General features: G+C 40.5%; 16 protein-coding genes and 1 pseudogene. 7 read left to right on the top strand and 10 right to left on the bottom strand.

What is annotated here, in order from left to right; translation table 11 throughout:
• Window positions 1–5 precede the first annotated feature (5 nt).
• On the top strand, window positions 6–395 hold the full coding sequence (locus V7L01_RS17165; protein WP_335036731.1) for an ankyrin repeat domain-containing protein: 390 nt from the start codon (window positions 6–8) through the stop codon (window positions 393–395).
• Between the two features lie 78 nt (window positions 396–473).
• Window positions 474–1,655 carry a hypothetical protein gene (locus V7L01_RS17170; protein WP_335036733.1) on the top strand — a complete coding sequence of 394 codons (1,182 nt, stop codon included), beginning with the start codon at window positions 474–476 and terminating at the stop codon, window positions 1,653–1,655.
• Between the two features lie 28 nt (window positions 1,656–1,683).
• Here V7L01_RS17170 and V7L01_RS17175 read toward each other — a convergent pair whose 3' ends face one another.
• From V7L01_RS17175 to V7L01_RS17195, 5 genes are all read right to left on the bottom strand, one after another.
• Complete coding sequence (locus V7L01_RS17175) at window positions 1,684–3,024, bottom strand: recombinase family protein (RefSeq protein ID WP_335036735.1); 1,341 nt, start codon at window positions 3,022–3,024, stop codon at window positions 1,684–1,686.
• 195 nt (window positions 3,025–3,219) lie between these two features.
• Complete coding sequence (locus tag V7L01_RS17180) at window positions 3,220–3,579, bottom strand: VOC family protein (protein ID WP_335036736.1); 360 nt, start codon at window positions 3,577–3,579, stop codon at window positions 3,220–3,222.
• A 33-nt stretch (window positions 3,580–3,612) separates the two neighbouring features.
• Window positions 3,613–4,233, bottom strand: a complete 621-nt coding sequence (locus V7L01_RS17185; RefSeq protein WP_335036738.1) for a Uma2 family endonuclease — start codon at window positions 4,231–4,233, stop codon at window positions 3,613–3,615.
• A gap of 97 nt (window positions 4,234–4,330) precedes the next feature.
• Window positions 4,331–6,268 (bottom strand): tetratricopeptide repeat protein, encoded by a 1,938-nt coding sequence (locus V7L01_RS17190; RefSeq protein ID WP_335036740.1) that lies wholly within the window; start codon window positions 6,266–6,268, stop codon window positions 4,331–4,333.
• Window positions 6,219–7,562 carry a P-loop NTPase fold protein gene (locus V7L01_RS17195; RefSeq protein ID WP_335036742.1) on the bottom strand — a complete coding sequence of 448 codons (1,344 nt, stop codon included), beginning with the start codon at window positions 7,560–7,562 and terminating at the stop codon, window positions 6,219–6,221. Before V7L01_RS17195 ends, V7L01_RS17190 begins: the two co-directional genes overlap by 50 nt.
• A gap of 861 nt (window positions 7,563–8,423) precedes the next feature.
• Here V7L01_RS17195 and V7L01_RS17200 point away from each other — a divergent pair.
• A complete protein-coding gene (locus V7L01_RS17200) occupies window positions 8,424–10,766 on the top strand; it encodes an adenylate/guanylate cyclase domain-containing protein (protein WP_335036743.1) in 2,343 nt (780 codons plus the stop codon).
• An 81-nt stretch (window positions 10,767–10,847) separates the two neighbouring features.
• Here the strand turns inward: V7L01_RS17200 and V7L01_RS17205 are convergent, their stop codons facing one another.
• Window positions 10,848–12,020, bottom strand: coding sequence for a homospermidine biosynthesis protein (locus tag V7L01_RS17205; protein ID WP_335036745.1), 1,173 nt, complete (start codon window positions 12,018–12,020; stop codon window positions 10,848–10,850).
• A 260-nt stretch (window positions 12,021–12,280) separates the two neighbouring features.
• Between V7L01_RS17205 and V7L01_RS17210 the strand changes: the two genes are divergently transcribed.
• Both V7L01_RS17210 and V7L01_RS17215 read left to right on the top strand, forming a co-directional pair.
• Window positions 12,281–13,165: a ParA family protein gene (locus V7L01_RS17210; RefSeq protein ID WP_335036747.1), complete on the top strand. Its 885-nt coding sequence runs from the start codon at window positions 12,281–12,283 to the stop codon at window positions 13,163–13,165.
• A 225-nt stretch (window positions 13,166–13,390) separates the two neighbouring features.
• On the top strand, window positions 13,391–16,774 hold the full coding sequence (locus V7L01_RS17215) for an EAL domain-containing protein (protein WP_335036749.1): 3,384 nt from the start codon (window positions 13,391–13,393) through the stop codon (window positions 16,772–16,774).
• An 8-nt stretch (window positions 16,775–16,782) separates the two neighbouring features.
• On the opposite strand, the gene V7L01_RS17220 is transcribed toward V7L01_RS17215, so the two are convergent.
• From V7L01_RS17220 to V7L01_RS17230, 3 genes are all read right to left on the bottom strand, one after another.
• Window positions 16,783–17,958 carry a histidine decarboxylase gene (locus V7L01_RS17220; RefSeq protein ID WP_335036751.1) on the bottom strand — a complete coding sequence of 392 codons (1,176 nt, stop codon included), beginning with the start codon at window positions 17,956–17,958 and terminating at the stop codon, window positions 16,783–16,785.
• Window positions 17,959–18,469: 511 nt separating this feature from the next.
• Window positions 18,470–21,421: an isoleucine--tRNA ligase gene (gene ileS / locus V7L01_RS17225; protein ID WP_335036762.1), complete on the bottom strand. Its 2,952-nt coding sequence runs from the start codon at window positions 21,419–21,421 to the stop codon at window positions 18,470–18,472.
• A 295-nt stretch (window positions 21,422–21,716) separates the two neighbouring features.
• Window positions 21,717–22,154, bottom strand: a complete 438-nt coding sequence (locus V7L01_RS17230) for a hypothetical protein (RefSeq protein WP_335036752.1) — start codon at window positions 22,152–22,154, stop codon at window positions 21,717–21,719.
• Window positions 22,155–22,267: 113 nt separating this feature from the next.
• On the opposite strand from V7L01_RS17230, the gene V7L01_RS17235 reads away from it, so the two are divergent.
• Complete coding sequence (locus V7L01_RS17235; protein ID WP_335036754.1) at window positions 22,268–22,642, top strand: hypothetical protein; 375 nt, start codon at window positions 22,268–22,270, stop codon at window positions 22,640–22,642.
• A 147-nt stretch (window positions 22,643–22,789) separates the two neighbouring features.
• On the opposite strand, the gene V7L01_RS17240 is transcribed toward V7L01_RS17235, so the two are convergent.
• Complete coding sequence (locus tag V7L01_RS17240) at window positions 22,790–23,170, bottom strand: endonuclease domain-containing protein (RefSeq protein WP_335036756.1); 381 nt, start codon at window positions 23,168–23,170, stop codon at window positions 22,790–22,792.
• Window positions 23,171–23,428: 258 nt separating this feature from the next.
• Between V7L01_RS17240 and V7L01_RS17245 the strand changes: the two are divergent.
• Window positions 23,429–24,404 (top strand): annotated as a pseudogene (locus V7L01_RS17245) (CHAT domain-containing protein); the annotation flags it as partial.

The raw sequence follows: 24,404 nt of genomic DNA on the forward strand, positions 1-24,404 counted from the left end.
GTTATATGTCTGGAATTTATTTCAATTGGATAGATGAACTGTTTGAAGCAATTGAAGATACGCAAGATATGAATCGGGTTCGTGAAATAGTAGAGGCTGGTTACAATATTAATGTACAGATTGAAGAAGGTTGTACACCTTTAATAGCAGCAGTACTTACTGGGAATTTAGAAATGGTAAAGTTATTAGTCGAATTGGGAGCGGATGTTAATCTCATCGATGGATATTTGGAATCCCCTTTATACTATGCAAATTATAATGGTTTTAAAGGTATCGTAGAATACTTAGAACCAATGACTAATGCAAAAATTAGAGCAGCAGTTGAAAGAAGTATGAGTGGTATATCTTATCCTCCAAAACGGAGAGAAAAGTCTTTGGCAAAACGCTTGACCTAGATCATGATGCTTATGACCGTCTAAATTATTGTCGAAAATGAGATTGTTGGTAAAATTAGGGCAAACGGAAACCTATCAATGAACCTACCTGTAGTTGTGGACATTACTCTTGGATTAGTTTTTATTTACTTGATTTTGAGCGTGCTAGCTTCTGAAATTCAGGAGTTGATTGCCACATGTTTACAATGGAGAGCTAAACATTTAAAAAATTCAATTGAATTACTTTTAGCGGGTGGTAGCGAAACTGAAGAATCAGATATTACTAAGGCAAGAATTTTGGTAGAGAAAATTTATAACGATCCTTTGATTAATACTTTAAATCAACAAGGCAAGGAAATAGTAGAAAGGCAGTTTCGGAAAATTACTAAAAGCGTTGACAAAAAAGGACTAGGAGAAAAACAAAGCGGGCCTTCCTATCTTCCTTCTGAAACATTTGCAATTACTTTATTAGATACTTTAAGAATTCCCCAGCTAATTAATTATGTGAAACATCCTAGTGACGAATTTAAGACTAATTTGCATATGATATTAGAATCTTACAAACAACTTAAAGCAGGTGTTAATGATGAAACTAAAGACAATGAAAGTTACAAAATGATTAAAAAAATGTATGGAGAGATTGACGAAGACCTGATAAAATTTGTTAATGAAGACTTAAAAGACTTACCTGATAATGTCCCTGATAATTTAATCAAGAGTCTTGCTGTAATTGCTCAACGTAGTAGGGTAAAGATTGGTGACCTCACAGAAGAAATGATTCAGTTTAAAAATGATGTCGAAATATGGTTCGATCGCTCTATGGATCGAGCTAGCGGTGTTTATAAGCGCAATGCCAAAGGAGTTGCTATTCTAATTGGAATATCAATAGCTATATTAACCAATACTGATACATTTCACCTCGTTAAAAGACTCTCGCAGGATTCGGTTATTCGCTCTACTATTAGCCAAAGTGCAATTAAAGGAAGCGATTATATCAAAGATCCAGAAGCCAGGAAGGAAATCGAGAAACTATTAGAAAATGCTTCTATACCCATTGGATGGCAAAACATCAATCAACAGTTTGAACTATCAGATACTAGAGACTCGAATAGTCCAAACGTCTTATTAATCAGAAGTTGGCAGGGTTTTAAATTAATTTGCGGTTGGATAGTGAGTGGTTTAGCTATTGCTATGGGTGCGCCTTTTTGGTTTGATATCCTCAATAAAGTTATCAATGTCCGGAATACAGGGCCAAAACCTGTTGCGTATACTAAGGATTAACCACCTCATAAATAGTGTTTCCAGTCAATTAAAAAATAAAAATAACTCGGAGTTCTAATTCTTTATTCTGAAGAGTAATATCAATTTGCCTGATAAATTCTCGAAAGTAAAATCGTCGCTCTGTTTCCGACAAATCTAACCAAAATTGTGGTATTGAAACAGCTTGAGCAACAGAACGCAAGTTAACTGGGGGAAGAGTCGCCAACTTTGCTTCGAGTTCAGAAATTTCTGTGCGGAGTTTGTAACCCCTTAACTTTGCAGTTTCGACATCTAAAATTCCAGTTTCAATTAACGCGGGTAACTGAGCAAGTATTTCTTGCTGACGAGCGATCGCTTGCCCTAAACTATTCTTCACTGCATCCAATTGAGGAAAATTCATCCCCGCTACAGCTAAGGGTAAGTCACGGCAAACCGTTTCAATTGTATGTTCTAAAACCTCTTGGTAGGGGATAGCCTTACACTTGGGACGTTGAGGACAGCTAGTAGAACGTAAATAAAGATACTCTTTATCTTGGTTGCGTTGGGTGACACGGGTAACTGTCATGTGTGACTGACACTCAGCACAGACAACCAACCCAGCTAAAGAACGCGGCGCACTAGCAGTTCGGGATGGTAAACGGCTGTTACGGCGTAAAAGCCGGTCAACTTGGGCAGCTTCTTCCTTAGAAATTATCGGAATATGGGTATTAGAGATAATTTCACCATTTTGGTAAGCTGTATTGCCGCGATAAACTGGATTAGTCAGCCAGCGTCTTCCTGTGGTGACAGAGATTTTTTTGCCATATTTCTTCGCCAAGTAACGAACTGAACCCCGCAGAGAACCATAGAGTAAAAAGTGTTCAAAAAAATCTTTGACTACTGGTGAAGTGCTGCGATCGACAGTATATTTTCCCTTACCTCTGCGATAGCCGTAGGGAACTTTGCCCGGTGGCGGTGCAACCTCAAGACGATTGCGGGCGTGTCCTTCACGGATACGACGACTACGTTGCTGACGTTGGATTGCGTGTAGTAAATTCAGCAAGTCAGCGCCCAGAGGGTAATTTTCGGAAGTGTAGGGCTGTTCTGTGGCGATTATCGCTACTCCCATTGCTTCGAGTTTATGTAAGCGATCGCTAATTTCCTCTAAAGTGTCCCCCAATTCTTCCAACCGACGAATCAAAAGATAATCTGCTGGTTCAGTTTGGCAATCCGTGAATAATTGTTGTAATTGCGATCGCGTAGCGTGTCTGGAGGACTCTCGCGTAGCGTGTCCAGAAGACTCTTGCTTGCCCAAATCTTCATAAACCCGATCCACCTCCCATCCCCAATCGGCTCGATCGGGAGAAGATTCTAATAGCGGATTGGTGTAAGAGTAGGCAATGATTTTCATTAGTCATTAGTCATTAGTCATTAGTCATTAGTCATTGGTCATTAGTCATTTGTCATTGGTCATTAGTCATTAGTCATTAGTCATTAGTCATTTGTCATTTGTCATTTGTCATTGGTCATTAGTCATTAGTCATTAGTCAATAATCAATAAATACTTCTTTTTCCCCTGCCTCCCCTGCCCCTTACTCCCCACTCCTCACTGCTGACTCAACTCGATAATATTCCCATCAGGATCTTGAGTGAACAGGGCAGCGCGACCGGAAGCGCTGGCTTGAATGGGATAATTATGATTGAGGAATTCCTGTTTAGCGGCGTCTAAGTCAGTTACGGAGAAAGCGATGTGGGGATTACGTCCCCATTTTTCGTTTGGGTTTTCGGTGGGGACAGTGGTTGCGACTATCAAGTGAATTTGATAATCGCCGACTTGATACCATGCACCAGCGTATTTTAGGGAACGATCTATTTTAGATAATCCCAATACTTTGCCATAAAAGTGTTCGGAGCGTTCTAAGTCAGTCACGAGAATTGCTGTATGGAGACTTTGGGTAATCTGCATTGTTGGTAAGTGCGATCGCGTTTATTTAAATAACTATGCAGGGTATGCACCAGCTTGAAAAATCTGTTCGGCGGTTAAATCTAACTCTGGGAAAGTAGGCGAAACAATGCGCTCATTGCCTCTAAATTGAGTAACTTGGTATTCACCGTCAAATAATTGGTAAACAGAGATAGTGGGTTGTTTAGGATTACCAATAAACTTTTTACCACCGAGAGCTAAATAATCAACAATCCAATATTCTTTTATCCCTATCTCTTCGTATTCCCCTAGTTTTTTATGATAATCATCCCGCCAGTTAGTACTAACAACTTCAATCACTAAAGGGATGGAATCAGCCAATTTAACCGTAGAATATTTCTGCCAAAGTGGTTCTAATTTTAAAGCAGGACGATTGAGTAATAGCAAGTCTGGAGAATAGCAAGACTGGCTACTAGCAGATTGGACTAATGCTGTTTTTGGGATGGAATAAGGTAAATCGTTACGAACGTACTCAACAGCAATTTTTTCAACCAAAAATCCAACAATATCCTCATGATCTCCTACTGGTTGTGCCATTTCAACAATTACGCCATCATGTAATTCGTATCTTCCGCCTTCGGGCCGCCACTCTGCAAACTCTTCAAAGGTTACTAGTTTGGGTATGGCTTGAGTCATAAATTGTTACCTTGGCAACTAATTGACCTATACGGCAATCTTATCTTAGTGAACATATAAATATAACTGTGTTAAACAAGCGATGATCGCCTTTCCATCACTCTGGTAATCTCTCTAACGCCTCCCGTGCGATCGCCCCCCGATATTCATCCTTATACTCAACATATATCTCCAATGCTGTCTGCAAATGAACCCTCGCTTCTGGGTAATTCTCTTCTGCTTCTGCAAGCGTTCCCAACTGGTGGTAGGTGCTGGCTTGGGAATAGCGATCGCCAAATTCGATGAAGATAGCCAAAGCTTGTTGGTAATTGCACCGCGCCTCCTCAAATTCCCCCAATTCTTGAGCAACAGATCCCAACTGGTGGTAAGTGAGTCCTTGAGAATAGCAATCACCAAATTCGATTTTAATTACCAAAGCTTGTTGATAATTACGCCGCGCCTGTTCAAATTCCCCTAATTTTTGATCAACTATTCCTAAGTTGTGGTAAGTGCTAGCTTGGGAATAGCGATCGCCAAATTCGATTTTGATAGCCAAAGCTTGTTGATAGTTGCGCCGCGCCTCCTCAAATTCCCCCAATTCTTCAGCAACCATTCCCAACTGGTGGTATGAATAATTCTGATTGTATCTATCTTGGTATTCAATCCATATTTCCAGAGCCTGTTGATAGTTACGCCGTGCTTCCTCAAACTCTCGGTATTCAAAGGCAACATTTCCTAGCCAATGGTAAGTACTAGCAGAAGAATGGCGATCGCCAAATTCGATATCGATAGCCAAAGCTTGTTGGTAATTGCGCCGCGCCTCCTCAAATTCACGCAAATTTTGGGCAACTCTTCCCAACTGGTAGTAGGTGCCACCAGAAGAATAGCGATCGCCAAATTCGATTCTGATAGCCAAAGCTTGTTGGTAATAGTGCCGCGCCTCCTCAAACTCCCGCAAATTTTGGGCAACTGTTCCCAACTGGTGATAGGTGCTAGCAGAAGAATAGCGATCGCCTATTTGTTGTTCAATTTCTAAACGCTGTTGATAGAAAGTTGTCGCCTGTGTAAATTGTCTCAAGCCTCGATAAGCATTCCCCAGTTTAAACAAAGAAGCAATTTTGCCGCGAGGATTCTGAAGTTGCTGTGAAATACTTAAAGATTTTTGATAATAAGCGATTGCTGTATCAAATTGCCTTTGCTGTTTATAAGAATCTCCTAATGTGTTGAGGATTTCAGCATAGAAGGTGGAATCTTGAAACTCATTAGCTATTTTTTCGGCTTCTTCTAAATATTCTCTAGCTTTGATAGGTTCTATCTTACTTAGATACGCGACTCCTAGCTGATGCAGAATATTACTACAGTTGCGGAGGTTTTCTCCTGTGGGATGATGTCCAGTAGGTTTATATTCCATTAGCAGGCGGTGTAATAAATCTATCCGCTCTTGCTTTTCTGGAGGTTCTAATCTGTTTATAATTCTCTCAGTATTTTGAGTTTCATTAATCGCATAATCTTTGGTAATTTGAGGTGTTTGAAACCGAAATATGCCCGATTGCCAAGCCCAAAAATCAGGAGCAAATTTGGCTAACCGAGTCAGGGCATAATCTGGCAGAATAAACAGAATCGGATGAGGAACAGTTCTTTTATAAGCATCTCGGACAAAGTTGAGGTCTTGTAAAACTGGCGGATAGTCTCCATAAACGCCAATAGACTTTTCTAACCCTTGTACAATCAGGACTAATTTTTTGTTAGCTTCTATCTCAATAGTTAGTAATATCTTGACAATTTCATCTCTGAGAAATCGCAAATTGGCATCAGAAAAACTCAGGCTAACAAACTGAATATCCAGACACTCAGGATTTGTCTTTAACGCCTCAACTAATATTTCTGCATCTGGGGGAAAATTAATTTCTACAAAACCAATAGTAAACTTTTCTGCAAAATCTACAAAGGTTAATAATTCAGCAAATACCTCTTGATTAAGCGCGATAAACGCCCCAATTTCTGAGCTAAGGTTGCGCTGCAAGTGCGGATTCGATGGCTTTCTGGAAGAATTCATTTTGCTTCACCACTGGATTGGGGTAATTCCATCGTTTATCGCCGTTGTATTCCAAAACTGAAGTGTTAAACAGCATTAACTGACCAATATCATCTTTGCTAACATTCTTGGTTATACACACTTGGGCTAAAAACGCATAATGTTCTTCAGGAATAAACCTTTCAAAACTAAATTGCTGTTGTTTCACAGCATAGATAATATCTTCAGCAATAATTTTGGGATGTTTGCGAGTACTAGCAGTTTGGCAAGCAGTCCGCATCATCTGCATTAATTGGCGGACATGTCCTCCACTGGCTTTGGCTAAATCTAGCAATTCCTGGCGAGATTCAAATACAGCATCAACATCTACTCGCTTTTCAATGACGCTGGCAACTGCTTCAAGTCCCGTTTGATTGTAGTTTAAATGGCAGCGATCGCGTTCCAATTCATAAATATTCACCATTGGGACAATATGAGGATTACCATCAAACTGATTAAGTGGATTTTTAGGCGAACAAAGCACAGAAATTGGCACTGTATAAATTATTGTGCAATATAATTCTTGTAACTGAGCCGCATAATCAAAAAATAAATGTTCTGCAATCGTCGGTGGTACACGATCCATATTGTCAAAAATAATCAATAAACCCTTACATAAAGGGAATTTTGCTCTAAGTTTAACGTAGGCATCTCCTAATAAAAGGTTAATATCTGCTTTGAGACGTGATAGGTCTTTTTCTAAAGTTTGACGAATAGTAGTTTTTTGCTTATCAGAACCTTTAATTTGTGCCAGTAATTTAACCATCAATTTAGCAATAAATGGAGCTTCTGGTTTCAGAGTTGCTTCTCCCTGAATACTGACAGATTTTTCTACACTTTCTTCTGTTTCTTTGGTAATATCCTTAAACCAAGATTCAAAGTTTTCCAGAAGTTGAGGATCAAATTTTAAACCTAATTTACGCAATTCAAATTCTACTTGTTTGATGACAATCAAATATAAATCTGTATAACGAGCATCATTAATATCTGTTTCTTCGTTAACTTCTAAATAAATTACGTGATATTGTTTTTCCCATTGATTCTGAATGCGTTTTAACTCTGTACTTTTGCCACAGCCGCGATGTCCGGTAAACAAAATCGTGCTGAAATCTGCGGGTTCTTGAAAGTCTAAAATTGTACTAACGCTGTCAATTGCTGAAGTTTTGCGGACTGCTGATAAATCAACATAGTACCGCTCCATGTCTGCACCTTCTAACGGTTCAACATTACAAACTTGAAAAGCAGCTTTGAGAGTATTAGCACGCTGTTGATTCATTGGGTTTTGACTAACTTTATAAATATGACTTTCTCAATCTTAAATTTTAGGCGATCGCAGTCCGATTTTACATCTAATAAAAGTTTACGTTTTGATGCTCTATTGTAATATCTTATACATTTATAAGCTAGATGACGATATAACCTGAAAAACTTTTATCGGCTGGCTGCGATCGCGCTATGTTGAAAAATGAACTTTCAAGTATGTGAAACTAATGAAAGCCAAACAAGTTTTACTCACAGGTGGTACTGGTGGACTAGGTTTAGGCGTGACACCATTGGTTCATTGGTGAATTTGAATTCAGTAAAACTTACCTAATTCACCGTTTTGTATAATATTACATAGAATTAAACTTAAAGATGAAGACCACTATTGAGTAGAAGCTGCTCAAAAAGCAATGTTCTATTCATTTGTCAATCATCCAAAAGAAATACATTAAAAATATTAAGCAAAGTTATTTATGCCCAGTTACTTAATTTCGATCGAACAACTCTAAAGGTTGCTCTGAGCAAGTGCTTAAAGCTAGGCAAACTTTCGTCACAGTGTACCAGTCATTTTCGCTCAACCATACAGGGTTGATGTAAAAAAATAGCACACTTAATCAATTAATATCAATATCAGTAAGTAAACTGAGTATTAGTAACTTCTACAAATTTCGATCGAACATTTGAAAGAATAGCTAAAAGAATTATCAGTGGTGCTGAATTGTTAATTGTTGGTTATGCTGAGTTATGAATTCTCAGTGTGACGAGAGCGTCATCTAGCAAAAACTTGAGGTTTTCTCTTGCTATTTCTTGAAATCTCCTCTTGTCTCTAAATCCTCATTGTCAAAAGAAGTCTCAAGCCTGTTCATACACCACAATGAAAGATCAAGTACTAGATCGGATTTTAAACAAACCTTCTTTTTCACGTAAATTTGAATACTTAAAACTGGATGATAATTTTTGCATCCTAGATACATCCGAGCAAGTGCAACAGTTTGCAGAACGTCCTGAGGAGGTGATACGGGGAAAAGATATCCGGCTAGGGTTTCCCGAATTTATCGGGCTTGAAAATATTTTAAAAGCTGTCCTGCAAGGAGAGCATGAACTGTTTGAATTACAATCAATTGGACGAGGTTCAGAGCATAAGAAGCATTTATATATAGATATATATATCATCAGCAAACAGTATGAAAATAAATTAATTATTTTAATTGAAGATGTTACCGATAGGCTAGTTTTAAAACAAAACTTAGCACAGCAAGCCAATGAAAGAAATCTGCTATCAAGTGCTTTAATCTCATACCAAAATTACATGGATCAAGTAATTACTTCAATGGCAGATGCTTTGTTTGTAACCAGTAATTTAGGAAAAATAAAAAAAGTAAATCGTGCTGCTCAACAATTATTTGGTTTTAGTGAAGAAGAATTAATTAATCAACCAATATCACTGATAGTTGATGATAATCAAGTATTAATCCAAGCCATTCACCAGTATTCTTCTTTTCAGAAAGATTTTCCCAATTTCGAGGTAGTTTGTCGAACCAAGACTAGAGAAAAGCGGTTGATTGCTTTTTCTTGTTCGGTAATTCCGAAAAAAATAAAAGGATTAGAAGATATTGTCTACATTGGTCGGGATATTACTGCTCGGCAGCGCCGGGAACAGCGTACAAGTACCCAGTATGCTATCACTCGTATATTATCAGAATCCCAGAGCGTAAAGCAGGTGATTCCACAAATTTTGCAGTCGATTTGCCAAAATTTGGGATGGGATTTAGGCGAACTTTGGACACCAAGTCAATATATTGGCACTTCGGTAGAGGGACATAGCCTCGATGCAGTACTAAGGTGTGTAGAAATTTGGTCAAGTCGAGTAATTTCTGGCCGAGAGTTTAAAGCAATCACCTGGCAAACTACCTATACACCTGGTGTTGGCTTACCTGGTCGAATTTGGATCGGACGTTTGCCCTTGTGGATTCAAGATATCACAGAAGATGGAGACACTCGGCGATCGCAACCGGCTGCTGAGGCTGGATTGCACGCAGCTTTTGGCTTCCCCATATTAGACGATAGTGAAATCTTAGGAGTGATGGTTTTCTTTAGCCGTGACGTACAACCAAAAGATAAAGACCTATTGCAAATGGTGGGTTCGATTGGTAGTCAAATCGCCCAGTTTATCAAACGCAAACAAGCAGAAGATGCTCTTGTAGAAAGCGAAGAACGATATCGAGATTTATTTGAAAATGCTAACGATCTAATTCAATGCGTCAATGCCTATGGTCGTTTTTTGTATGTGAATCGCGCATGGCGAGAAGCTTTGGGATATAGCGAAGCTGAAATTGCGAATATGAATGTTTTCGATATTATACATCCAGAGTTTAAACAAGAGTGTTTGCAAAGGTTTTATCGTGTGTTATCAGGAGAAAAGATCGATCGAGTAAAGGCTGCATTCGTTACTAAAGACGGTCAAACAATCTTTATAGAAGGTAATATTAACTGTAAATTTGTCGAAGGTCATCCAGTTGCTATTCGCGGCATTTTTCGCAATGTCACCCATCGGCTAGCAGGAGAAGAAGTGCTGCGCCATCAGCAGGAAGAAACCGAACTTTTATTGCGGAAAATTTTGCCAACAGCAATCTCCAAACCCCTGGAAGAACAATCAGCTAATATTGCCGAAAACTTTGCTGATGTCACAGTTTTATTTGCAGATATTGTTGGCTTTACCGAAATCGCTGCTTCTTTGAGTGCAATTCAACTGGTAAACTTACTCAACCCAATTTTCTCAGCTTTCGATCGCCTCAGCGAACAACATGGTTTAAAGAGAGTCAAGAGCATTAATGATGCTTATATGGTAGTTGGCGGCTTACCTACGCGACGCCCAGATCGCGCTCAAGCGATCGCTCGCATGGCACTCCATATGCAAACTGCGATCGCTCTATTTAATACTGAAAATAACCAGAACTTCAGCATCCGTATCGGCATCCATAGCGGTACCGTAGCGGCGGGAGTAATTGACCTCAACAAGTTTACTTACGATCTCTGCAAAGACACGATAAACATCGCTAGCTGCATGGAATCCCAAGGTATTGCTGGGAAAATCCAAGTTACAGAAGATACTTATAAGTGCTTGTGTGATGAATTTTTATTTGAAAAGCGCGGCGAAATCGAAGTTGAAGGCAAAGGGAAAATAACCACTTATTTTTTGATTGGACACAAGGGATGAGGCAAAAGAGGCAGAGGGGCAGGGAGCAGGGAGCAGAGGGGAAAGAGGTAATTTTTTATTCTCCCCCTTGCCCCCTGCTTTCTACGTATTCGGAATCAGCCGCCCACAGGGATAAGTCGCTGTTTGCTTTTGGGCACTTTCAGCCACTGCTGGTGGAACCCGATCCGATGGTTGGGTTTTGGCTGCTAAATAGTCTTTTTGCAGTTTATCCAAAATAGCTTCTCGCCTGTCGTATACACGCTTCAGGGGACGAGGTTCGCACTTGTTTAAGACATATGCTGTTACCAGTGGCAGAGCGATCGTGCTATCGGTATAACAAACAATTGTGTTAGGTAACTCTTCCGGGTCAATCTTACCCCAGCTGACAGCTTCCGATGGGGTTGCTCCAGACAAACCGCCTGTATCTGGACGCGCATCGGTAAACTGTATAAAGTAATCGTGTCCTCGTTCTTCTAGCCCCAATACTTCGTGAAGTTGCGGTTGGGTTTGTAACAAAAAGTTTTTGGGACTACCGCCACCGAGAATTACAGCTGCACTTTTACCTCCTGACTCACGGGCATTATATGCGATCGCAGCTGTCTCATTTACGTCAATTGATGGATCTATCACCAACTGCGAACCCTCTAAAGCTAAAGCTGCCACGTTCATGCCAATTGAGCTATCTCCTGGAGAAGACGTATATATAGGCACGCCATACTCATAAGCTGTAGCAAGTAAGCAGGAATGCTGCACACCCAGCTGCTTTTCTACTTCCCGAACATACTTACCCAATAAATGGTGAAACTCAGCAGTTCCCATCCGCTTCTGAAACGCTTCCCCTTGCAGAATCTTGCGGATGAATGCATCAGTTTCCAGCAACACATCGTAACCAAAGATAATGTCATAAATGCGAATAGTGCCTTCTTGGCGCAGTTTCACATCATCCAAAAACGGATTACCCGCAAAGAGTTCAAAACCCAAACCGTAGTGCATATCATGGTAAAGATTTGCACCAGTGCTAATCATCCAGTCAATAAAGCCGTTGCGGATTAAGGGTGCAAGTGCTGAAACCCCGAATCCTGCTGGCGTCATCGCACCGGAAAGGCTAAGTCCCACCGTGACACCTTCAGTTAGCACATCACGACTCAGAAGTTGGCAGATTTCCCGCAACCGGGCTGAGTTATAGGCGGTAAAGTATCGATCGATCAAATCCACCACATTGATATCATTTGATATAGGTGTCGGTGCAATTTTTTGACCCAGCTGTTTAGACATTTTGGCACTCCGAACAGTAAACACGCCCGAATCTAATGTTATCTAGGTTTCACACCAAAGCGATCGCAATTTAACTAGCCCATTTCATCAAAGAACAGTACCACGGCTAAGATTAAATCGTGTCACCTAGCTCAACGCCTACAATTGAGCCAATCTCATTGAAATGAGTTTCCGAAAATATTAAATTTAATGGAAGATTTAATAGTTCGAGATCGGTGTACGCTACCTAGATGGGAATGCGTCAACAGAGGACTCAACCAATGGGATATGTAATTGCTACTGCAAATATGAAAGGTGGTGTAGGTAAAACCACCCTCACCGTCAACTTAGCTACCTGTTTAGCTAAAAATCATGGCAAGCGGGTGCTTGTCCTTGATTTGGACAGCCAAATTAGCGCCACACTCAGTTTGATGTCGCCTTTAGATTTTGCCAAGCGTCGTAAACAAAGTAAGACATTTAGGTATCTCATAGACGAAGTTATCAATCCAGACCCACAAGCAAAACTCACAATTCAGGATATCATTCAATCCCAAGTTTGTAATCTTCCAGGACTGGATCTATTACCAGGAGATATCGATTTATATGATGAATTTGTTGTTTCAGAAATGCTGCATCAACAAGCAACTGCTTTAGGCGTACAGGACTTTGAAACAATTTGGAATCGCTTTGAAAGAGTCTTGATTAACAACATTTTAAAACCAGTCCGTCAAGAATATGATTTTATCCTGCTCGATTGTGCACCTGGCTATAATTTATTGACTCGTAGCGCTTTAGCCGCCAGCGATTTCTACATACTTCCTGCTAAACCAGAACCCTTATCTGTAGTGGGGATTCAACTGCTGGAAAGACGGATTGCCCAATTAAAAGACAGTCACGGACATGAAACCAAAATAGATATAAAAATGCTGGGAATTGTATTTAGCATGTCCAGCGCTAACCTTCTCACTGGCAGATACTATAAACAAGTGATGCATCGTGTTGTTGAAGATTTCGGTGTAGATAAAATTTGTAAGGTACAAATACCAGTTGATGTCAATGTTGCTAAGGCTGTTGATAGTTTTATGCCAGCTGTTTTAAATGCTCCCCAGTCAGCTGGTTCAAAAGCTTTCTTTCAGTTAACTCAGGAGTTGTTGCAAAAGCTCTAGCAAAGCTAAAGCATTCATAAATAACACGATTTCCGACTTTTTAAATAAGTCGGAAATCTAAACCTTTATTTCCTCAAATCAATTAGAGTTGTTATTTACTGCGTGCAAAAAGAAAAAGTCGTTATAGTAAGTTATCCTTTCCCTAAGTTCAGCAGTTATACTGAGGCTATGTGCAGCAATATTCAGCTATTGAGTGGAAAGGTCAGTAAATCTTACTAAGAAATAATGCTTACTAACAATTCCGTACAGGTAGAGAAAAATCAGCACTTGGTAATACGCCTACCACGGACTCTGAGTTATCTCGAAACCTGGGGCTTTGGCTTAACGGGTCATGTGGGATGGATTGGTACTGCCCCCATTATTCATGCAGCGTTAGGGCCTAAAGCAATTTTAGTTTGGTTTTTTGGCGCGATCGTTTCCTTCTTGCTTAACTTGCAAGTACAAAGTCTAGGTAGACATTGGCCAGATGTTGCTGGAGGAACGCCAAACTATACTACAAGGCTATTAAAGGACTTTCCTGGCTTAGGTCGTTATGTAGCCTTAGGATACTTTTTTAGCTGGGCAGCAGCACCGGCATTGTATGCGATTATTCTCACAAACCTAATAAAAGTCAATTTTGAACCATTAGGTATTTCTTGCCCAGAAACTTTATTAAAAGTTGTATTTACAACAGTTCCTTTTATTGTGGCATTCAGTGGCAGCCGTGCTTTAGCGCTACTGCATTTATTTTTTGTATTCCCAGCGATTTTATTACTATTTTTGTTTTGTACTCAAGGCATAGTATGGTTAGCGTTCTCAACTGCTAGTTTTAAATTTATCCCAACTAGCACAGATAGCCTGAGCTTTCAAGAATGGGCAAAGTGGTTTTTTCTGGCTAGCTATTCAATTTATGCTTGTGAAACCACTTCTTCTTTTGTTGCTGATAGCCGCCACCCATATAAAACTTTAAGGTTTTTAAGCGTAGCTGCTTGGCTGATTCCTCCAGTGTTTTTAGGTGCTTCTTGGGTATTAATGTGTTCGGCTCCAGATCCCACAATGGGTGACGATGCGTTCTTAAATCTCGTAGCGGCTTCTAAGCCTTTTTGGGGTGAAAATGCTTCCTTTCTAGTAACACTTCTGATTACTGTATCCTGCCTTCTAAGTTCTGCTACGGCAGTTTCTAACTCTCCTCGGATATTATACCAGCTTGCCTTAGACAAACAGCTTTCTCCCATATTTGCATTAGTTTCCCGTCAAAGTGTCCTTGGGCCTGCAATCTTACTTACCTTTCTCATCAGTTTACTTTGCCTAAATTTGGGAAATATATCTCAACTTGTCACAGTCGCAGGCACCTGTTATCTCGTGTCCATTATGGGACTACATTTAGGATTATGGCTGTGTCGGGACAAACCGCAGGTGTTATGGCCTTGGTGGTCACTTAGTTTTTTCTTTGTAGAAGCGGTAGTTCTAATAGTGGGAGGTTTAGCTTGGAATTGGAGAGATTTCTTAGTGGGATTATTATTACCCATTGTTCTGAACCTCGGAGATGTAGCGCTACGTCGCTTAAGTTTTGCGCCATTACAGCCGGAATGGTGGGCACAGCTTTACAATGCAAGGACTAGTAAAAAGAACGCAGATTTTGTGGTACTACAGGTAATTGTCTTAGTATCATTAATTTGTATTAGTGTCACAAGCAGTTGGATTCTCCGTAATTTATTAGATAAATTTTCTAACACTCCTCAAAACTCTTTACTAGCTATTCTGTTAGTGACACTTTCTTTTGCAGGGGTAGCGATCGCTTGCTGGACAACTCTACCACAAATTGTTGCTATTGATGAGGCACGCAAACAAGCAAAGAATCTATTTATCACTACTCTTGATACTGTTCCAGATACTGTTTTAGTCTTAGATGAAAACGGGACGATTTGTCAGACAAATGCTGCTGCTGAAGAATTATTTCAAACAAATATTCAGCAGTTGCTTGGGCAAAAGTTGAATCAACTCTTAATATGCTATCGCGGCAAACCGGAGCAATGGTCTATTAGGAGCGAGCAAACCTTAAAAATCAACCAAGGTATACGAATTGTTGAATCGACTATTTCACAACCATTTAATTCGCAATTGCGCGAATATGTTGTTATTGTCCGTGACATCACTACACGTAAGTTAGTAGAGGAAGAATTAGTCCAGTATCGTTATCAGCTTGAGCAGATGGTTCTAGAACGCACCATTGAACTTATTAAAGTGAACCAACAACTTGAACAAGACATTATTAAGCGTCAACAAGCACAAGAGCAATTACTGCACAATAGTCTTCATGATGGGCTAACCGGATTACCTAACCAACGATTATTTATGGAGCGAGTGCAGCGGGCAATAGAATGTACTAAGGAGCATAATAATTATTTATTTGCCGTACTCTTCCTAGACTTAGACCGCTTTAAAGTTGTTAATGATAGCCTTGGGCATCTACTAGGAAATCAACTTTTGATTGCAATTTCTCATCGACTAAAGACAGTTCTACGAGTCGGAGATATAGTTGCCCGTTTTGGCGGAGACGAGTTCACAATCTTAATTGAGGAAATTGAGGATATCAGTACCGCTATACAAGTAGCCGAGCGAATTAAAAAGGTGCTAGCTTTGCCCTTTCAATTAAATGAGCATAGGGTGTTTACTAATGCTAGTATTGGCATCGCTTTAAGTAAAGCAGATTATGAGCAAGCAGCGCAGATTCTACGTGATGCCGATGTGGCAATGTACTGTGCCAAAGCACTTGGTAAGGCACGCTATGAGGTCTTTGACCAAAAGATGCACGAGGGTGCAGCTTTGCTCTTGGACTTAGAAACTGCTCTGCGAAATGCGCTGCTAAAGCAAGAAGAATTTCACCTTGATTACCAGCCAATTGTTTCACTGATAACTGGCAAAATTATTGGATTTGAGGCGCTGATACGTTGGTATCATCCAGAACGAGGATTTATTTCCCCTCAAGATTTTATTCCCCTGGCCGAGGAAACTGGAATGATTGTTAGTATCGGGCAATGGGTGCTTTATGAAGCGTGCCAACAAATGCACGCATGGCATAAACAATTTCCCACCTCACGACCTCTAACAATTAGCGTCAATTTTTCTGGTAAACAAATCACGCAACCTGATGTGTTTAAACAGGTTAAAGATATTTTGCAGCAAACTGGACTGGAGCCATGCTGTTTGAAATTGGAGATTACTGAAAGCTTGTTAATGGATAATTTTGAATTAGCTAACACTGTGCTTTCCCAATTAACAGCGCTGAATGTCGAGTTGCACATGGATGATTTTGGTACTGGCTATTCATCCTTGAGTTATCTACACCGCCTACCAATCAAAACCATTAAGATTGACCGCTCTTTTGTCACTACGATAGGTAGTCAAGGAGAAAATTTAGAAATTATTAGAGCAATTGTGACATTGGCTCATAGTTTAAATATGTCTGTAACAGCAGAAGGCATAGAAACTGTAGAGCAATTAGCACAGTTAAAGGCTTTACAATGCGATTATGGACAAGGGTATTTTTTCTTACCACCTATGAAAAGTGCAGAGGTAGAAATAGTACTTGCAGCACAAGTTGGCAGCAAAGACTTTTTAAAGACATAAAAATCTTGTTATCGGATTCTGTTTAGAGAAACACCGTGTAGTGCTGGCTGTAACTGGAAATTCTCTGCGTTATCAAGTAACCCTTCTTCTAACAACAGTTCATTAATAAAAATATCGATTTTCTGCCGATCGATATTTTGCATGACTATAATATGTGCCCAATTTTCAAAAATTGCTAACTGCCATTTTTTAATTAACCTTTGAGAAGGTTTTTGGAAGACTACGGTATTGGAAAATTTATTGAGCATACATGGATACTCTCTGATTTTAAGTTGTTTAAAAAGATATTTCGCATTAGAAATACAGGTCTTTGCTTCTCTAGCTAATCCCTCATAACCTCTTGTTTGCAGCGCATACCAGAGAATTAAAGGGGTATGACCATTTCTAGACCCCAGAATTGTTGTATCTTTTGAACCAATATATTCAATTGCTGTTTCAACTTTTTCCACCCATTTTTTCTTAGTTAAAACTACACCACAAGGCAATGGAGAACCTATGAATTTAGCAGAAATAGCTATACTATCGATGGGTTTTTGAAAGTTAACTTGCAAAGGGCAATCTAGAAACGGTAATATTAATCCTGAAAGTGCGGCATCACAATGAATGTAGTAATCTGTAACCTGATTCCGCTCTAAAATTCCTATAATTTTGTCTAAGTTATCAATCGCACCTTTGACAGTAGTGCCAATATTTAAATTTATGATTGCTGGATAATTACGATTATTGCTAATTAGTTCTTCAAAATGCTGATAATCTATTTCTCCATTAATTTGCGAATTAACAACATTATGTTGGATGCGAAATAATTTGGCTGCTTTGGGTATTGAGTAATGAGAGTCTTGTGATGAGTAAAGAATACCATTAGGATAAATTTCTCTTGCTAAAAATATTCCATATAAATTACCTTCAGTTCCGCCAGCAGTAACATAACCCCAAAACTCATCTTCTGGAATTTTATAGAGGTCTGCGAAAAAAGATAAGACTTCTTGCTCAAACTTACGAGAATGGAGACCAAAATCTGGCTCAATATATGGATCTCCAGCATTATTTAACAGATGATTAAAAAATTTTGCGATCGCACTGTAATCACAACTTAAATTATATGGATAGCCTGCATGAAACTGCGATCGCTGTTCTATTTGCTGCAAAAAATCTGCCAACTCTTTAACAACTTTATCTGACATATCTCTGTGTCTCTTAAATTTGGAGTTAGTTAATGGATGTTTTAATCTAAATGCTCCGTATTATTCCATACCTTTATTTTTTCTTAATAATACAGCAATCCGCCTCTTTATAGGAAATAATACAGTAAAAATACTTAGGTTTCTTCAGTAAATATACCCGGATTTTTGCCAAACTAAAAAGTATATTACTCTTAAATATTTCCTGCTTTACAAAATAAATATAATGTGTATTAGGCAAATATCTATTTCAGGCGCTGACTGCAACCTGATTTAACGTGAATTCGACGGATGAGATCGTGTCCGGCTAAATACTTGTCATTACGAACGCAGCGATCGCTTCCTTCGACTCGCAATGACATATCGTAAGTGATTAAGCGGACTTAATTATGATGTAGTGTCTATCCAATTAGCTGAATGAAAAGACCTCTAAGAAGGTTTTACTACGCAAAACCGTCCCTCTCCGAGTCGGAGAGGGAAAGGCTTGAACTTTAGTTGAACTGACGTATATTTACTAGAACTCTCCGGCTAAGGCTGCAACGCATCGTTCGCAAATTAGCGGATGTTCTGCTGATTCTCCCACATGGGTGGAGTAGTTCCAACAGCGATCGCATTTTTGCCCATCTGCGTTCACTATCCCAATTCCCCAGTCTTCCGTCTGCGCTGTATATTTTAATCCTTGCAATTCTTGAGCAGAATCTAATAATTCCACCTGAGAAGTCAGCAATAAATACCGCAGTTCGTCAATACCGTTACCCTTAACAGGGTTAAAGGCTTTGATAGCATCGCCTAACTGTTTGTGAGATATATGAATCAAAGCTTTGGCTTCCAGGGAAGAACCAATTAGTTTTTCTATCCTGGCTTGTTCTAACACCTTGTTAACATCAGTACGAAGTTGTCGCAGCGCTTCCCAAAATTCCGCTAATTCAGGATTACGCCATTTTTGGTCTACCTGCACCCAACCGGCTTCAAATACCGATTTATAAGGTGTTTTGTAGGGGAGATATTGCCAGATATCTTCAGCAGTGTGGGATAGTACTGGTGCGATCGCTCGTGCTAAATTTTCTAAAGCTATCTTCAGCACTGTTTGACAACTGCGACGGCGGAAAGCATCTTTTGCACTGATGTACAGCCTATCTTTGGCAACATCTAAATAAAAGTTGGATAAATCCACAACGCAGAAATTTTGCACTGTTTGAAAAAAGCGGAAGAATTGGAAAGTATCAAAGGCAACGGTTACTTCCTCAAATACCTCGGTGATGCGATGCAGCATATAACGGTCAAGTTCTGGCAATTCCTCGAAGGGGACTGCATCTTTTTCTGGGTCAAAATCATGCAAGCTACCCAACAAAAACCGCGCCGTATTGCGGATTTTGCCTCTGACATCGTTCATCTGCTTGATGATGTTTTTGCCAATGCGGACATCGCCGGAGTAGTCTACGGATGATACCCACAATCTCAAGATATCTGCACCGTAAGGCGGTTCTACTTTTTGATTTTTCCCGCCTTCAATGATTGTATTTGGGTCAATCACATTTCCTTCTGACTTACTCATCTTCCGCCCTTGTTCGTCCAAAGCGAAGCCGTGAGTTAGCACAGTTTTGTAAGGTGCAATGTCATTTACCGCTACACTAGTGAGCAAACTTGACTGGAACCAACCGCGATGTTGGTCAGAACCTTCCAAATATATATCAGCAGGGTAGCGTAACTCTGGACGTTGTTGGACGACAGCCGCCCAAGATGAGCCAGAATCAAACCATACATCCATTGTGTCTGTACCTCTGCGGTAAGACTTGCCATTTTGGCGATAGGATTCGGGTAATAACTCCTCAACTGGAAGTTCCCACCAAGCATCAGAACCTTTTTCGGCGATGATTCCTTGGACGTGGTTGATTATTTCTTCATTCAGCAGTGGTTCTCCCGTGGCTTCGTCGTAGAAAACGGGAATGGGTACACCCCAACTCCGCTGACGGGAGATACACCAATCGGAACGTTCCGCCACCATTGGCGTGATCCGATTTTCACCTTGGGCTGGAATCCATTGTACCGTTGCGATCGCCTTTAGCGCTTCTTCCCGAAATCCCTCCACGGAAGCAAACCATTGTTCAGTAGCGCGGAAAATCGTTGGCTTCTTCGTCCGCCAATCATAAGGATACTTGTGGGGATATGGTTCTTCCTTCAACAAGGAACCAGCCGCCGCCAGTGCATCAATCACCGCCTGATTCCCATCACCCAGCACATTTAACCCCGCAAATTCTCCCGCTTCTTCGGTGAAATTGCCATTGTCATCCACTGGTGCAAGGATGGGTAAACCGTAGCGCTGGCCAACGATGTAATCTTCTTGACCATGACCGGGGGCTGTGTGTACCAACCCAGTACCCGATTCAGTAGTAATGTAATCACCGCCCACGACAATCGGGCTTTCTCGGTCAAATAGAGGATGACGGTAAGTAGTATGTTCTAAATCATTCCCCTTGAACGTGGCTTTTAGAGTTAACTCAACTCCCAAGGTTGAAGATAAACGTTCTACTAAATCAGCAGCAACGATAAGATAGCGGAACCTCACCCCCTCAGTCCCCCTCTCCGTTAACACAGAGGGAGAAGAAACTTCCTCACTCCCCCTCCCTGCTTGCGGGGAGGGGACTGGGGGGTGGGGTTCCACTTCCACCACTGCATAATTCAAATCTGCATTCACCGCTACAGCCAAATTCCCCGGAATTGTCCAAGGTGTGGTTGTCCAGATAGCCACACCTAAATCTGACAAATATTCCGCCAACAGTGGTTTTACAGCTGACGCCAAACTGGTAACTGCAAAAGCTGCATAGATACTGCGGGAAACGTGACCTTCTGGATATTCCAACTCAGCTTCAGCCAAAGCAGTTTTAGAACTCGGACTCCAGTGAACCGGCTTCAAACCGCGATAGATGTAGCCTTTTAAGAACATCTGACCGAACACGCCAATTTGAGCCGCTTCATAAGCCGGCTTCAGAGTTAGATAAGGGTGGTTCCAATCACCCCAAATACCGTAGCGTTGAAAATTTTGGCGCTGGTCGTTTACCGTAGCTAAGGCAAATTCTTCCGCTTTCTGCCGCAGCTGTAAAGGCGTTAAATTTTGCCGTTCTGCTGACTTCATGTTCTGCAAAACTTTTAACTCAATTGGTAACCCGTGACAATCCCAACCAGGAACGTAGCGAACTTTACGCCCTCGTAACATTTGGTAGCGATTAATAATATCTTTGAGAATTTTATTTAAGGCATGACCAATATGGAGTGAGCCATTAGCGTAGGGAGGCCCATCGTGCAGTATAAATAATTCGCCGGGGTTATTTTCAAAGAGGCGATCGTAAATTTTATTTTCTTCCCAAAATTTTTGGATTTCAGGCTCGCGCTTGATGGCGTTTGCCCGCATATCAAAATTAGTCTTGGGTAGGTTTACAGTATCTTTGTAACTTCCTGATTCGGTCACAGTCTCATGCCTAGAATTAGGTGTGCAGGTTTTATTAATTATAGAAGATGACATGAAAACCAAAATTTGCTTTTTGAACGCGAGTTTGATAAACCTCTCCCTACCTTGAATTTTCGTTAATAAAGTTGCAAATAAAAGATAGGATTCCACAAGGGCGTAGGCGTAGCCCGTCCTAGACATCGCCTTTAAAATTCAGATGGATTAAACGTAGGTTGGGTTGACGTAAGGAAACCCAACTTACATTTAATGCACAAATTTAGCCTTGACACGGCACTAGATTTATGTATTCAGTGGATTATTGCAGCAAAGGAGTTGTACCGTTACCGTTAATTGACGCATTCGCAATTGCAGCTTGAGCAGGTTGACTGGCAAGAACCGCTACAATTGGAGCAGCTTTTGAACTCGATTGTTTATTTCTTTTTCCATTAGAGCCGCCAGCTTTGGAATACTCTATACTGTTTCTGCCGTAGATAGTTGCAACTCCACTTAGCATTCGTTCAGACATTTCGGAGAGGGCTTTATCCATCTGGGTTACTGTCTTACGCGATTCTTCAAGATTGGACACAAGCGTGTTATGAGCTTCTAACGTGGCACGGGTAGTATTGATGAGGTGGTTGTAGGCTTCAATGGTTAATCCATGTCCTAAATCCAGATTTTCATCAACGGATTTAAGCAAGGCGAGACGAAGTTGGGCTTTGTCAACAGCAGCAGAACCACGAGTTCTTAAAGACATGAGATATCCTTGTTTTTATAATTCCTTTTTCAACATAGTGGAGTATCCTTTTGCCTGAGATGGGTAGTTTTGTGGATTTATTTCGTTAAACTTTTAATGAAATAATTACGAGTTTGTCTGTATTTTTACTCATTTTTCATATCTATTTGTTGTTTGAGAATAAGTGCAATCAGCAAATGCGATCGCCAAATCAGCAAATGCGATCGCCAAATCAACAAATGCGAACGCCAAATCAGCAAATGCGATCGCCAAATCAACAAATGCGAACGCCAAATCAGCAAATGCGAACTCCAAATCAGCAAATGCGAACGCCGAATCTACAAATGCGAACGCCAAATCAGCAAATGCGAACTCCAAATCAGCAAATGCGAACTCCAAATCAGCAAATGCGAACTCCGAATCAGCAAATGCGAACTCCGAATCAGCAAATGCGAACTCCGAATCAGCAAATGCGAACTCCGAATCAGCAAATGCGATCGCCAAAATAATATTAGAAAGGGGAAAGTAGAACATCGAATTTCCTCCCCTTTATAAGCTACGGTGTACACACAAGTTGAATTACCCCCCTTAATCCCCCCTTGTAAAGGGGGGAAAAAAGAAATCTATCTAGTTCCCTCCCCTTTATAAGGGGAGGGTTAGGGTGGGGTAACTTCCCTCAACCTACAAATAACTTCCCTAATCTTATCCACCACACCATCAATATCTTGACAAACCTCTTGATTCGTAAATCTCAAAAAACTTGTACCTTTTGATTCCAAAAATGCTTGGCGATCGCGGTCATATTCTGGAACTCCATCTTGATAGTGACTATCACCATCAATTTCTATGGCAAGTCTCAATTCCGAAGAATAAAAATCCACTACAAATCTGTCAATACTATATTGTCTGCGAAATTTACAGCTTTCAATTTGTTGATTTCTAAGTTTTGCCCAAACTATTTTTTCAGATGGGGGCATATTGTTTCTGAGAGTTTGCCGTTTTTGCCTTTCTGAGGTTTGGTTATACAGTTTTGTCATCAACTTTTTCATATTCCTGGACTGTGCTTATTATTCCCAGGATTACCCCCCTTAATCCCCCCTTGTAAAGGGGGGAAAATGGAAAATCTATCTAGTTCCCTCCCCTTTACAAGGGGAGGGTTAGGGAGGGGTAATTCAATAACTTGCGTGTACACCGTAGCCTTTTTAAGGAGGATCTAAAACTTTTCATCCCCTAATTTTTCGGAAATTGAGGATAATATGAAGCTTCATCAAGATGCGTCTAACTCACACCTGCTCATGAACGAACAGCGTTTACACGCTTATAATCAGCTAATTCAAACCCTGCTAGATTGCCCTAGCGGGGAAGAACCAGAGATATTAGCAGCGAATACAGAATTGCTAGATGCTGACTTTGTGCAGGTTGTTGTAGCAGCAGCAGAGCATTTTGCCCAGCAGGGAGAGGAAAATACTGCGGAGTGGTTGAGAAACTTAGCAACATATCTCACTACCCCAGAAACTACCCCCATCATCCAAGAAGATATAGACACTTACGGGCAATTTTTAATAGAAATACTGCAAGCAACAGCAGAAAGCAACGGCGATGCTCAAGTAATTTACCCATTGCTGGCAGCAAATACTGATAAACTCAATCATATTTTTGCAGAATTATTGCGTCATTGGGCAACAAATACCTTAGCAGAAGCGGAACCAGATACAGCAACATCCATCGCCGCATACATTGTTAATTTTAGTAATCGGATTCAGCAGTTTCCTTTGGGTAGCAAAGCCAACAATATGGAAATTGGCATCGCTGGCTACGAAATCGCCCTCATTGTTTACACCCGCAGCGCCTTTCCTTTTGATTGGGCAATGATACAAAATAATCTGGCGACTGCTTACGGTAAGAGAATATTAGGAGAACGAGCCGAGAATATTGAATTAGCGATCACTGCTTATAATCAAGCACTGGCTGTTATAACCCGCAGTGCCTTTCCTGTTGATTGGGCAACGACGCAAAATAATCTGGCGACTGCTTATGGTGACAGAATATTAGGAGAACGAGTCGAGAATATTGAATTAGCGATCGCTGCTTATAATCAAGCACTGGCTGTTATAACCCGCAGCGCCTTTCCTGAAAATTGGGCAATGACACAAAATAATCTGGCGACTGCTTACGGTCAGAGAATATTAGGAGAACGAGCCGAGAATATTGAATTAGCGATCGCTGCTTATAATCAAGCACTGGCTATATATACCCGCAGCGCCTTTCCTG

Origin of the sequence: Nostoc sp. (assembly GCF_036917095.1) — a bacterium.
Lineage (GTDB): Bacteria > Cyanobacteriota > Cyanobacteriia > Cyanobacteriales > Nostocaceae > Nostoc.

Excerpts from the sequence above, each read along its gene's own strand:
- V7L01_RS17215 (WP_335036749.1), top strand. The coding sequence starts at position 13,391 with ATGCTTACTAACAATTCCGTACAGGTAGAGAAAAATCAGCACTTGGTA.
- V7L01_RS17190 (WP_335036740.1), bottom strand. The coding sequence starts at position 6,268 with ATGAATTCTTCCAGAAAGCCATCGAATCCGCACTTGCAGCGCAACCTT.
- V7L01_RS17210 (WP_335036747.1), top strand. The coding sequence starts at position 12,281 with ATGGGATATGTAATTGCTACTGCAAATATGAAAGGTGGTGTAGGTAAA.
- V7L01_RS17240 (WP_335036756.1), bottom strand. The coding sequence starts at position 23,170 with ATGACAAAACTGTATAACCAAACCTCAGAAAGGCAAAAACGGCAAACT.
- V7L01_RS17180 (WP_335036736.1), bottom strand. The coding sequence starts at position 3,579 with ATGCAGATTACCCAAAGTCTCCATACAGCAATTCTCGTGACTGACTTA.
- V7L01_RS17205 (WP_335036745.1), bottom strand. The coding sequence starts at position 12,020 with ATGTCTAAACAGCTGGGTCAAAAAATTGCACCGACACCTATATCAAAT.
- V7L01_RS17185 (WP_335036738.1), bottom strand. The coding sequence starts at position 4,233 with ATGACTCAAGCCATACCCAAACTAGTAACCTTTGAAGAGTTTGCAGAG.
- V7L01_RS17175 (WP_335036735.1), bottom strand. The coding sequence starts at position 3,024 with ATGAAAATCATTGCCTACTCTTACACCAATCCGCTATTAGAATCTTCT.
- V7L01_RS17170 (WP_335036733.1), top strand. The coding sequence starts at position 474 with ATGAACCTACCTGTAGTTGTGGACATTACTCTTGGATTAGTTTTTATT.
- V7L01_RS17220 (WP_335036751.1), bottom strand. The coding sequence starts at position 17,958 with ATGTCAGATAAAGTTGTTAAAGAGTTGGCAGATTTTTTGCAGCAAATA.
- V7L01_RS17230 (WP_335036752.1), bottom strand. The coding sequence starts at position 22,154 with ATGTCTTTAAGAACTCGTGGTTCTGCTGCTGTTGACAAAGCCCAACTT.
- V7L01_RS17195 (WP_335036742.1), bottom strand. The coding sequence starts at position 7,562 with ATGAATCAACAGCGTGCTAATACTCTCAAAGCTGCTTTTCAAGTTTGT.
- V7L01_RS17165 (WP_335036731.1), top strand. The coding sequence starts at position 6 with ATGTCTGGAATTTATTTCAATTGGATAGATGAACTGTTTGAAGCAATT.
- V7L01_RS17200 (WP_335036743.1), top strand. The coding sequence starts at position 8,424 with ATGAAAGATCAAGTACTAGATCGGATTTTAAACAAACCTTCTTTTTCA.